The sequence below is a fragment of the Sorangium sp. So ce381 genome, assembly GCF_051473845.1.
In the GTDB taxonomy this organism is placed as follows: Bacteria; Myxococcota_A; Polyangia; order Polyangiales; family Polyangiaceae; genus Sorangium; species Sorangium atrum.
In genome coordinates this window covers 10,615,039-10,627,366 of sequence record NZ_CP150336.1, presented here as the reverse complement: position 1 = coordinate 10,627,366, position 12,328 = coordinate 10,615,039, and the positions used below count along the sequence as shown (strand labels likewise).

Genomic DNA, 12,328 nt, shown 5'->3' with positions numbered 1-12,328 from the left:
ACAGGAGCAACCATCCATGCCCGTTGCCGGGATCATCGAAGAGCTGAAGACGCTGGGTGTCGATCTGTGGACGGAATCGGGGCAGCTCCGGTTCCGTGCGCCCAAAGGTTTGCTCACGGAAGACAAGATGACGGTGCTGCGCACGCACAAGGCGCAGATCATCGATTTTCTGGCAGCGAACCAGGGGGTGGTCGTCGTCGCGGACGAGCAGGCGCGTCATGAGCCGTTCCCGCTCACCGACGTGCAGACGGCCTACCTGCTGGGGCGCCAGAGCTCCTTCGGTTATGGCGGCGTCGCCTGCCACGGGTACCTGGAGGTGACGTATCCAGAGCTCGACCCCGCGCGCCTCTCCGACGCCTGGAACCTGCTGATCGAGCGGCATGAGATGCTGCGCGCCGTGATCGAGCAGGACGGCTACCAGCGCGTCCTGCCCACGGTACCTCGGTACCACATCCAGTCGACGGACCTCCGCGGCGCGTCCGCCGCCGAGGTGGAGCGCGCGCTATGCGGCATCCGCGCCGAGATGGACCACCGGATGTACGAGACCACCGTATGGCCGCTGTTCGAGCTGCGGCATACCCGCACCAGCGGCGGCGACGTGGTGCACTTCTCGCTGGACTCGCTGATCGCCGACTGGGCGAGCGCCGGGATCTTCTTCGAGGAGCTCGATCTCATCCTCGCCGGTCGCAGCGACGAGCTGCGACCGCTGGACCTGCGCTTTCGCGATTACATCTTCGCGGAGCGGCGGCTGCGCGAGACCGGGCGTTACCAGCGTGACCGCCAGTACTGGCTCGCGCGCGTCAACGATCTGCCCGCCGCGCCCGAGCTGCCGATGCTTCCATCGGCCGCGGAAGCTGGACCCGTGCGCTTCCGCCGCTACCACAGCCGCCTGTCCGCCGAGCGCTGGGAGCGCCTCCGGCAGCGGGCCGGCGAGCGAGGGCTCACGGCCTCGATCGCCGTGCTGGGCGCCTATGCGGCGGTGCTCCAGCGCTGGAGCCGTCGTCAACGGTTCAGCCTCAACCTCACGCTGCTCAACCGTCTGCCGCTGCACCCGCACGTCGACCGGATCGTCGGAGACTTCACGTCCGTCAGCCTCATGGACGTGCAGGCGGCGTCCGGGCGCAGCTTCAAGGAATGGGCTGCGCGGCTCGGCGATCAGATGTTCGCCGATCTCGACCACCGGCTGTTCACGGGGGTCGAGGTGCTGCGCGAGATGACCCGCCGGCGCGGGCGGGAGGCCGCGCTGATGCCGGTCGTCTTCACCAGCGCCATCGGCCTCGGCTCGCGGCGACGGCCCAGCAGCGGGCGGCGCTTCGGCCATGGCGTCACGCAAACCCCGCAGGTCTACCTCGATTGTCAGGTCATGGATGACGCGGACGGGCTCGAGGTCAACTGGGACGTGCGTCAGGGCATCTTCCCGGACGGCCTCATCGACGACATGTTCGGCGCGCTGCAGCGGCTGCTGGAGGATCTCGCGGAGCGCTCCGAGGCGTGGGAGGCCGTCGAGCCGGTCGCGTTGCCCGCATGGCAGGCGCAGGAGCGCGAGCGCGTCAATCAGACCGGCTGTCCGCTGCCGGACTCCCTCTTGCACCGAGGGTTTCTGGAGCAGGCCGCCCGCGACCCCGGAGCGGTGGCGGTGATCGGCCATGCGGGCAGCTTGACGTACCGCGACCTCGCGATGCGGGCGGCGTCGGTCGCGCAGGCGCTGCGAGACGGCGGCTGTACCGCGGGCGACCGGGTCGCCGTCGTCATGAACAAGGGGATCGAGCAGGTCGTCGCGGTGCTGGGCGTGCTGCTCGCCGGCGGGACCTACCTGCCGCTGGACGCCACGCAGCCACGGCTTCGCATCGAGAAGGTGCTGTCGAACGCGGCGGTGCGACAGGTCCTGACCCAGTCGTGGATCTCCGCGGCGGCCAAGCTGCCGGACGGCCTGCGCGTGATCGACGTGGACACGCAGGCGCCTGCGCAGAGCTTCCCGGAAGCTGCGACGGGCGACCCCGACGCGCTGGCGTACGTGATCTACACGTCCGGCTCCACGGGTGACCCGAAGGGGGTCATGATCACCCACCGAGCGGCGCTGAACACGATCGACGACATCAACCGTCGCTTCGGGGTGACCGGTTCGGACCGGGTGCTGGGCCTCGCGCAACTTGGCTTCGACCTGTCCGTGTACGACATCTTCGGAACCCTCGCCCTCGGCGGGACGCTCGTGCTCCCGGATCCCGACCGCGGCGCCGACCCCTCCCACTGGGCGGACCTGCTCGTGAAGCACGAGGTGACCCTGTGGAACTCCGTGCCTGCGCAGCTTCAGATGCTGGCGAGCTACCTGCAGACAGAGCCTGTCGCGATCCGCTCGTTGCGCATGGCGCTGCTGTCCGGGGACTGGATCCCTGTCACGCTGCCCGACCAGATCCGCCGGTTCATTCCTGACCTGACGCTCATCGGGCTCGGGGGCGCGACCGAGGCGGCCATCTGGTCGAATTACCATCGCATCGAGCGGGTCGATCCGGCGTGGACGAGCATCCCCTACGGGGTGCCGCTCGCCAACCAGGGCTTCCGCGTCCTCGACGCGTCGCTCCGCGACGCGCCGGTGTGGGTCGCTGGAGAGCTGTACATCACCGGGCACGGCCTCGCAGCGGGGTACCTGGGCGATCCGGAGCTCACGGCCGCGCGCTTCTTCAACCACCCCGTCGATGGCCAGCGCCTCTACAGGACCGGAGATCTCGGGCGCTATCTCCCCGGCGGATCCATCGAGTTCCTCGGCCGCGAGGACAGCCAGGTCAAGATTCGCGGGCACCGGATCGAGCTCGGCGAGATCGAGGCCGCGCTGCTCGCGCATCCGGCGGTCGGCGCCGCGGCGGCCGTCGTGGCCGGCAAGGATCTCACGGATCGCGCGCTGCTCGGCTTCGTCGAGCTCGCGCGGCGCGGCGCGCCCACGGACGATGATCTGGCGACGTCGCAGGCCCGTCTGGTGTCTGCGGCGCGGCAGTTCGCCGACAAGGAGGTCAGCGGCGTGACCGCGGCCCAGGTGACCGAGGCGATTCGAGCGCTTCACGACGCCTCGTTCGCGTCCATGATGAACGCGCTTGCCGAGCGCGGGCTCTTCGCCGGTCCGCGCGACGCGCACTCGGCCGAGGAGATCCTGCGCGAGGCGCGCGTTCACGACCGCCATCACTGGCTCGTTCGCCGCTGGCTGGGGCTCCTTTCGGAGGCTGGATGGCTCACGTACCACGAGGAGAGCCGTCGTTATCGTTATGCGCAGCGCAGGGTCGCCGACGCGACGGCGGTCCACGACGCCTGGCGGTGGTTCGAGGAGCTGGCGACGTCGTCCGGGCTGTGTACGCCCGAGTTCGTCCAGTACCACAGAGCGCACGTGGAGCGGCTGCACGCCTTGCTCGAGAACCAGCAGAACCCGTTCGAGCTGCTGTTTCCGCAAGGAAAGCACGACGTCGCGCTCTCGGTGTACCGCGATGACGCGATCGCGCGTTACAACAACCACGCGGTCGCAGCGCTGCTGTACCGGATCGCCGCCGCGCATACGGACAGCGCCCCCCTGCGGGTGCTCGAGATCGGCGCCGGCACGGGCGCGACCAGCGGCGTGGTGATCCCGATGCTCGACGGCCATGACGTCGACTACCTGTTCACGGACCTGACAGCCTTCTTCCTGGCCGATGCGCGCGAGCGGTTCCGGGAGCGCCCCTGGGTCCGATTCGGACAGCTCGACCTGAACGAGGACTACCGCGCTCAGGGCCTGCTGCCGAACTCCGTGGACGTCGTGCTGTGCGCCGGAATGCTGAACAGCACCCGCAACGTCGAAGCTGCGGTGGCGGCCGCGGTGGAGCTGCTCGGGCCATCGGGGTGGCTCGTGTTCACCGAGCCTACCGCCGATCACCCGCACGTCCTGCTCACCCAGGGCTTCATGATGGACCCCGCGGGCGCAGACCGGGAGCGCGGCGCCACCAAGTTCCTGTCCACCCAGCAATGGCAAGGCCTGATCGCGAAGAGCGGCGGTGAGCTGGTGCTCTGCCTGCCGGACGACGATCATCCGATGGCGGCGTATGGCATGCACATGTTCGCTGCGCGCTTCAAGACCGACCGGGCCCGGGTCAGGACGGACGAGCTCACGAGCTTCCTCGGGCAGCGGCTGCCAGCGCACATGGTGCCTGCTCATCTGCAGGTCGTCGACCGGCTGCCGCTCACGGCGAACGGCAAGGTCAACCGCAAGGCGCTCGCCTCGCTGCGGCCCGCGGCGTTCATCGACAGCGCCGGGAAGGAGGCCGACGCGACGCTGGACGAGCTGGAGGGCCGGCTGTGTGCGCTCTGGGCGAGCGCGCTCGGAATCGCGCGGATCGGCAAGGACGAGAACTTCTACGATCGCGGCGCCGACTCGCTGATCCTCGCCAGGGTGGCAGGTCGACTGCGCGAGGAGGTGCCGGAAGCGGCGCCGTTCGCCTACGACACGCTCCTGCGGCAGATGCTCAACGAGCCGACGGTCGACGCGCTCGCGCGCGCGTTGCGCAGGCAAGACGGCGCAGCGCACGCGCCGAGCGCGGAGGCGTCCGCCAGCGGAGGTAAGACCGCGCAGATCGCGCAGCGCCGGGAGGGCAGCAACTCGTTGATCCTCTCGTTCGGCGGCGGGGACGGGCCGGCGCGTGTGATGTTCCACGCGGCGCTGGGCACCATGGATTACTTCCAGCACCTCGGGCGGGCGCTCGCCGCGCAGAATCTGGGGCCTGTCCTGGGCTTCGCCGTCGCCGACCCCGAGCTGTACCTCGCGATCCCCCCGAAGGAGCTCGTCGCGCGCGTGTCCGACGATTACGCGCAGCGGCTCATCGACGAAGGTTTCACGCGGTTTCAGCTCATCGGCTACTGCCTCGGCGGGCTGCTCGCGACCGAGGTGGCCCGGCGGCTGCTCGAGCGCGGCATGTCGGTGGACCTGGCGCTCGTCGATAGCATCCCGATGTTCATCGAGACCGACGAGGAGCTCGCGTTCGAGGCGATCTTTGCCCCGAATTTGAACCTGGATCCGGTGAAGGCCGTCTTCGGCGAAGACGTCGACAGCGCCGACGTGTACCGGGCCATCGAGAAATTGATGGTCGAGTATGATCGCAAGATACCGGCCGGCGCAATGGCCAGGCTCGGCGGAGACCCCGGGCTGGAATCGGTCGCCGCCGCGGTGCGCAGGCAGTCCGCGCGCAGTCAGGACGAGCGCCTGGCCAGCTATGCGAAGGCGGCGGCCGCTCAGGCCGGGGTGCCCGTCGGACCCGAGCTCATCCCGGCGCTGTTCCGGACCTGCAGGCACAGCATGCGCGCCGCGCGCTTCGATCCCGAGCCTTACGTCGGCGATATGACGTTCCTGCGGTGCGACGAGGAGCAATCGTTCGGCATCACCGCAGGCGTCGGGCATTTGACGGCGCCGTTCTGGGAAGGCGTCTGCCTCGGCGAGTTCAAGCTGATCGACGTTCCCGGCAACCATTTCAGCGTCATCGAGCCGCCGCATGTGAATGTCGTGGCCGAGCACCTCGCAGCATCGTTGCGCAACACATGAGCGAGAATCGAGAGAATCAGCAGAAGGACGCGGCGCTCCGCGAGCTGCGCCGCCCGATAGCAGGGCTCACGCGGCTCGGGATCTTGCTGGGCGGCGTCGGGGCGCTGACGACGCTCGTCCCGTTCATCGGGATCGCCGAGCTCGCGCGGATCCTCGTCGCGTCAGGCCCGATTGACAGCGCGAAGGTGGCCGGGATCGCGCTGATCATCGTGGTCGGGCTCGGCGTCGGATGGACCTGCACCGGAACGGCGCTGTGGGTGACTCACCTGGCCGACCATCGGCTTCAGGCCATCCTGCGGCGCGCGCTGGTGCGCAAGCTGGGCGAGGTGCCGCTGGGGTGGTACTCCGACAAGATGTCAGGGGTGGTCCGCAAAGCGGTCCAGGACGACCTCGACGACTTGCATCACCTCGTCGCGCACCACGATGTCGAGCTCGTCTCGGCGATCGTCCTTCCGCTCGGCGGCCTCCTGTACCTGCTCTGGCTGGACTTTCGGCTGGCGTTGCTCGCGATCGCCACCCTGCCGATCTACATGGCCGCTTACGCATGGATGATGCGGGGCTTCGCCGAGAAGATGATGCAGCTCGACGCGAGCTTCGGCAGGGTGAGCGCCGCGATCGTCGAGTTCGTACACGGCATCGCGGTCGTGAAGGCGTTCGGCCAGACGGGCCGCGCTCACCAGAGCTATCAGCGCGCCGTCAGCGACTTCAGCGACCGATACGCCGGCTGGGTGCGGCCGCTGCTCCGGCTCGAGGCGCTGACCTCGATGGCCCTCTCTGTGCCTGTGATCATGCTGGTGAGCCTGACGGTCGGCGCCTGGTTCATCCGAGAGGGCTGGGTGAGCCCCATCGACCTGCTCGCCGAGACCCTGGTCGCCGTGGTCATCCCGCAGACGGTGCTCACGCTGAACCAGGGGCTCACGGCCCAGCGCAAGGCCGTGGCGGCGGCGGAGCGCGTCGCCTCGCTGCTCGATGAGCCGTCATTGCCCATCACGACGACGCCGCAGGCGCCGCGCGGGGCAGAGGTGCAGTTCGATCACGTCTCGTTCAGCTACGACGGCTCGAGGAGCGTGCTCTCCGACGTGAGCTTCGCTTGCAGGCCTGGCACGGTGACCGCGCTCGTCGGGACCTCGGGCGCGGGGAAGTCCACGCTGGCAAAGCTGGTGCCCCGGTTTTACGACGTGACCGGCGGCGCTGTCCTGCTCGGCGGCGTGGATATCCGGAACATCGCGCCGGACGTGCTGTACCGGAACGTCGGATTCGTCCTGCAGGACGTGCAGCTGGTGCATGGAACGGTCGCCGACAACCTGCGCCTCGGCCGGCCCGAGGCCAGCGACGCAGAGGTCGTCGCGGCCGCGCGCGCCGCGCAGATCCACGACCGGATCGTCGCGCTTCCCAGGGGATATCGGTCCGTGATCGGCGAGGACGCCATTCTGTCCGGGGGCGAGGCGCAGCGGCTGTCCATCGCGCGCACGCTGCTCGCGGACACCGCGGTGCTGATCCTGGACGAGGCGACGGCGCACGCGGATCCGGAGTCAGAAGCGCAGATCCAGGACGCGCTGTCCGCGGTCGCGCGCGGGCGCACCGTGATCGTCATCGCGCACCGCCTGGCGACGATCACCGGCGTCGACCAGATCGTCGTGCTCGACGAGGGCCGCGTGCGCGAGCGCGGCACGCATGCCGCGCTGCTCGCCGCGGACGGGCTCTACGCCAGGATGTGGCGTGCTTACGCCGAGAGCGACATGGCGGCTGCCGGCGCAGCGGTGGGGGTAGCCTCATGATCCGCCAACTGACCAAGATCCTGGGACCGCAGCACGCAAGGGCGCTGCACGTCTATTTCGGCTGGCTCATCGTCTACTCCGTCGTTCAGGGGGTGGCGATGGCGTTCCTCGTCCCGGTCCTCAAGGCGCTGCTCAGCGGGGACCTGGGCGAGGCGCTGCGCTGGCTGCTCCTCCTGGCCGCGGTCGTCGCGGTGACGTGCGTCGCCCGTTACCAGCAGACGATGAAGGGCTTTGCGCTCGCGCTGGTCGTCCTGACCACGCTGCACGACCGGCTCGGCAACCACGTAGCCCGCCTGCCGATCGGCTGGTTCTCCTCGGAGAAGGTCGGCCGTCTCTCACGGAGCGCGACGGGCGGCACCATGATGGTCACCAACGTGTTTGCCCACCTCCTGACCCCGGTGGTGAGCGGCATCCTGACGCCCGCGACGATCGCCGTCGCCATGCTGTTCTTCGACTGGCAGCTCGGCCTGACGGCCATCGCCTGCACGCCGCTGATCTACCTGACGCACCGCTGGTCGTCGGCGTGGATCGGCCGCACCGAGGAGCAGGTCGACGCCGCGGGGGCGCTCGCCAGCAACCGGGTCGTCGAGTTCGCGCGCAACCAGCAGGTGCTGCGCGCCTTCGGTCGGGCCACGGGGGGTTATGCGCCGCTGGAGGCGGCGATCGACGCGCAGCGCGCCGCGGGCGGGTCGATGCTGCGCCAGACCTTCCCCAGGTTGCTGGCGGGCGGGCTGTCGGTGCAGCTCGCGTTCGCCGCGCTGATCGCCGTCGGCGTGGTGCGCGCGCTCGATCGGTCGATCGATCCCATCGAGCTCATCGCGCTGCTGGCGCTGGCCGCCAGGTTCGTGGGGCCGCTGGCCGAGGCCGCGGGGCGGAGCGGGCTCTTGCGGATGGCAGGCAACGATCTGGAGCGGCTGTCCGCCATCTTCGATGAGGCGCCGCTCCCCGAGCCGGAGCGGTCCAGGCCCGTCGCGGCGCCGGGGGAGATCGAGCTCTCCGATGCCCTGTTCGGCTATCAGCCGGGCGCTCCGGTGCTCCGTGACGTGTCTTTCCGGATAGCGCCGAGGACGATGACGGCGATCATCGGCGCATCCGGCTCCGGGAAGACCACGATAACACGGCTGATCGCGCGGTTCTTCGACGTCGACGCGGGCTCGGTGCGGGTGGGCGGCGTGGATGTCCGCGAGCTCTCCACGGAAGACCTGATGGCGCAGCTGTCGCTGGTCATGCAGGACGTCTATCTGTTCGATGACACGCTGGAGGCGAACATCCGGGTGGGCCGGCTGGACGCCACGGACGCGGAGGTGCGCGAGGCCGCCCGCCTGGCCGGCGTGGACGAGATCATCGAGCGCCTCCCGCAGGGCCTGAAGACCCGCGTCGGCGAGGGCGGAGCGTCGCTGTCCGGCGGGGAGCGCCAGCGGGTGTCGGTCGCCCGAGCGGTGCTCAAGAACGCTCCGATCGTGCTGCTGGACGAGGCGACGGCGGCGCTCGACCCGGAGAACGAGCGCTACGTCCAGAGCGCGATGCGGACACTGATGCGCCGGTCGACCCTTCTGGTCATCGCGCACCGGCTGCCGACCATCGTGTCCGCGGATCAGATCCTCGTGCTCGACGGCGGCCGCATCGTCGAAGCGGGGACGCATCAGGAGCTCCTGGCGCGCAACGGGCGCTACACGGCGTTCTGGAACGAGCGGCGCCGCGCCCACGGATGGCGGCTGGTGGAGGCTGCAGGATGACGATAGGCATCTTGGGAGGTTATGGCGACGTCGGCGCGCAAGCGGCCCGGCGGCTCCTGTCGCTCGGCCTCGGGCCGCTGCGGATCGGCGGGCGCAACCTCGAAGCGGCCCGCCGCTTCGCGAGTGAGCTGTCCGCGGGAGCGGTCGAGCACCAGGCGGTCGATTTTCGGGACGACGCATCGTTGCGTCGCTTCGTCGGTGGTTGTCGGATCGTGCTCAACTGCGCCGGTCCATCCCACGCCATCGCGGACCGCGCGGCGAGGGCAGCCGTGGACGCGGGCGCCGACTACGTGGACGCCGCCGGCGACGATGCGCTGTACGCGCTCCTGGACGACGAGGAGTACCGCACCCGCCGGCGCGTGGCCGTGCTCTCGGCGGGGCTGCAGCCTGGCCTCACCGCGCTCTTGCCGCGATGGGCGGCGCAGCGGGCTTTCAGCCAGGTTCATGGGCTGCGCAGCCATTTCGGCGTGCTGGACCGCTTTACCGAGGTCGCAGCGGACGACTATCTCCAGGCGGCCGCGGACGGGGTGAGCGAGCCGCTCGCGGCATGGCGAGAGGGACGTCGCTCCGGGGTGCTGACCCGGACGCGCAACGTGGAAGTCCCGTTCTTCCCCGGCCCGGCGACCTTGTTGCCTTACCTCAACACCGAAGGAGAGCGGCTCGCGGAGTCGCTCAGGCTCGTTCGAGGAGACTGGTATACCGTCATCACCGGCCAGCACATCCTCACGGCCTTCGATCGCGTGCGCAGCCTCGAGCGCCGCGAGGCGGTCGCGGCGTTATGCCGGGCCAGCGTGCTCGACCTCGCTGGACGGGAGCCTCACGTCCTTCTCGTCGCGCAGCTCGACGGACTGCGAGACGGCGCCCCGGTCACGCGCACGCTGGTCGTGCGCGGACGGCGCAACGCCGAGCTCACAGGGACGATGGCCGCGCTCGCCACGCTGGCGGTGGACCAGGGCCAGGTGCCCGCTGGGCGCCACTTCGCGGCGGCGGCGCTCGAGCCCCTGTCGACCGTCGGTCGCCTTCGCGAGAGCGGCGCGGTGATCGCGCTCGATCTGCTGGATTCGTCGATCGACGCGCTCGGCGCTACCGAGGAGGGCTCCCTGTGACCGCCGGCATCCCTCTCGTGCTGTGCGGCGCCGGGTTCGGTCCTCTGCACCTGGCCGCGCTCCAGCGTTTGAACGGGCGTTTTCGTCTCCTTGGCCAGCTCGCCGACGACAGCGACGGCGCCCGGAGGTTCGCCGATCAGGCCAGGATAGCGCTCTGGACCCGGCCGGATCAGGCACCCCTCGGTGCCGGCGTGAGCTGCTGGGTATCGGCGACCGGGCACGGCGTGCCGGTGACCGAGCGCGCTGTCGAGCTCCTGCGGCGCGGCAGCGCCGTGCTGGCGGAGGCGCCGCTCGAGCACGATGAGCTCGCCGCGTGCCTGCGGCAAGCGCGCCTTGGCCGAGCCGCCTTCCGGGTGGCAGCGGTCGCCTCCGCCACGCCGGCATCCCGGCGGTTCCTCGGCGCAGCGCAGGCATTGCGCGCGCGCACGCCGATCAAGTACGTCGCTGCGACCTGCACGAGAGCGTCGATCCAGGCGCTGCTCCGCCTCCTGGGAGACGCGCTCGGCGCCCTGCGCCCCTGGCAGGTCCGTGAGCCGACGCCGCTCGGGAGCGGGCTTGTCGTTCTCGGAGGCAGCCTCGCGGGTGTTCCCATTGTCCTGGGCGTGCGCAACGAGGTGTCGTCAGAGGCGCAGAGCGTCATCGAGATCGCCTTGGGCAGCAACGCCGGCGAGCTGAGGTTGACCGGGGTTCACGGGGACGTCCTCTGGACCGCGCGCTCCGCGGGGTCTGGCGTGCTGCTCGGCGGAACGGACGCGCCGGCCGAGCGCGAGACGGTGAGCTGGTTGCGCGCGACCCGCGGTGAGCTGGCGGCGTTCGCCAACGCGGTGGAGAGCCCGGGCGCCGCCGTCAGCGAGGCTCAGGTTCAGCTCACGTTATGTCGCCTCCGGCACGACATCCTCGCCGCGCTCGGCGCGGCCACGGCGCGCCCTGACGCGGAGGTCGTCCCCGCCGCGGATCTGGCCGCTGCGGCGGTGGAGGCCGCCGCCGATGACGCCGACGGTGAGGCTCCCCGCGTGCCGACGGGCGATGAGACACACGAGGCTGGGCTGAGGCTCACTCGGATGCTGGAACCAGCGCCGGGGAGAGATCCCCTGGCGCACCTCCCGGGAGCGATGCAGCGACTCGAGGCGATCAGCCTGCGGGCCCTGGGGGAGCTGCTCGTGGCGAGCGGCGCCGTGCATCCGGGAGGTGAAGCGCGCACCGCGGAGGAGATCGTCTGCGCGCTGGGCGCGGCGCCGCGACACGCATGGCTCGTCCGGCGGTGGCTCGCCGCGCTGTGCGACCACGGTGTGCTCGGCAACGTGGGGGATAGGTACGTGTGGCGAAGGGCCCTGCGGGACGCCGGCGCGGCCGCCGACCTGCCCGACGCGTATGCCTCGCTCGGCTTCCCGCCGGCGATGGCGGAAGTCCACCAGGCTGCTCTGCTCCGCCTGCACGCGCTCGTGCGCGACGAGCTCTCGATTCAGCAGCTCCTGTTTCGCGAGCGGCAGGACCTCTCCTCCATCGCCGCCTACCAGGACAACGTCTTCACCGCTTACCTGAGCGCCGCCGGCGCTCACCTCGTGCGCCGCTGCGCGGAGCTGCGGCACCGGCCGCTGCGCGTGCTCGAGCTCGGCGGAGGCGCCGGCCTCACCACGACAGCCGCGCTGCGGGCCCTCGACGGAGCGCCGGTCGACTATCTGTTCACGGACATCGCGCGTGCCTTCACGGCCGCGGCGCAGGAGCGGTTCGGCCGCCGTCGCGGGGTGCGCACTGCCGTGCTCGACATCAACGTCGATTTCACGGCGCAGGGGGTGGAGCCGCACACAGCGGACGTCGTGCTCGCGGGCAATGTCCTCCACAACGCCGCGCATACGGGCCGGACGCTGCGCCGCATCCGGCGCGCGCTCGCTCCCGGCGGATGGCTCATCTTCACGGACTCCACACGAGAGAACGGCGCGATCCTCACGGCGATGCAATTCCTGCTGTCTCCCCCGGCCGGCTCGCCGCTGCTGGGCAGCGAGGACCGGCGCGCCGGGACCGATCAGGTGTTCGTCGACGCGCCTGGCTGGAATGAGGAGCTCCTGGCCGCAGCCTTCGTGCCGCGGTTCGCCCTTCCTTCGCTCGAATCACCGCTGGCCGTGGCAGGCCAGCGCCTCTTCTTCGCTACCGCCGGCTGAC

Annotated in this window: 5 protein-coding genes; all 5 read left to right on the top strand. The window is 70.4% G+C overall.

From position 1 onward, the window contains the following. Window positions 1-16: 16 nt before the first annotated feature. From WMF29_RS39850 to WMF29_RS39830, 5 genes are read left to right on the top strand one after another with little or no spacing between them, the layout of a single operon-like run. Window positions 17-5,548, top strand: a complete 5,532-nt coding sequence (locus tag WMF29_RS39850) for an amino acid adenylation domain-containing protein (protein ID WP_437325308.1) — start codon at window positions 17-19, stop codon at window positions 5,546-5,548. Next, on the top strand, window positions 5,545-7,326 hold the full coding sequence (locus WMF29_RS39845) for an ABC transporter ATP-binding protein (protein ID WP_437325307.1): 1,782 nt from the start codon (window positions 5,545-5,547) through the stop codon (window positions 7,324-7,326). Before WMF29_RS39850 ends, WMF29_RS39845 begins: the two co-directional genes overlap by 4 nt. Beyond that, window positions 7,323-9,062 carry an ABC transporter ATP-binding protein gene (locus tag WMF29_RS39840; protein WP_437325306.1) on the top strand — a complete coding sequence of 580 codons (1,740 nt, stop codon included), beginning with the start codon at window positions 7,323-7,325 and terminating at the stop codon, window positions 9,060-9,062. The genes WMF29_RS39845 and WMF29_RS39840 overlap by 4 nt, the downstream gene beginning before the upstream one ends. Beyond that, window positions 9,059-10,168, top strand: a complete 1,110-nt coding sequence (locus tag WMF29_RS39835; protein ID WP_437325305.1) for a saccharopine dehydrogenase NADP-binding domain-containing protein — start codon at window positions 9,059-9,061, stop codon at window positions 10,166-10,168. The genes WMF29_RS39840 and WMF29_RS39835 overlap by 4 nt, the downstream gene beginning before the upstream one ends. Then, window positions 10,165-12,327, top strand: coding sequence for a methyltransferase (locus WMF29_RS39830; protein WP_437325304.1), 2,163 nt, complete (start codon window positions 10,165-10,167; stop codon window positions 12,325-12,327). Before WMF29_RS39835 ends, WMF29_RS39830 begins: the two co-directional genes overlap by 4 nt. Window position 12,328: the final 1 nt, after the last annotated feature.

What these genes read in the sequence shown, in the direction of transcription:
- WMF29_RS39845 (WP_437325307.1), top strand. Translation starts at nt 5,545, where the DNA reads ATGAGCGAGAATCGAGAGAATCAGCAGAAGGACGCGGCGCTCCGCGAG.
- WMF29_RS39840 (WP_437325306.1), top strand. Translation starts at nt 7,323, where the DNA reads ATGATCCGCCAACTGACCAAGATCCTGGGACCGCAGCACGCAAGGGCG.
- WMF29_RS39835 (WP_437325305.1), top strand. Translation starts at nt 9,059, where the DNA reads ATGACGATAGGCATCTTGGGAGGTTATGGCGACGTCGGCGCGCAAGCG.
- WMF29_RS39850 (WP_437325308.1), top strand. Translation starts at nt 17, where the DNA reads ATGCCCGTTGCCGGGATCATCGAAGAGCTGAAGACGCTGGGTGTCGAT.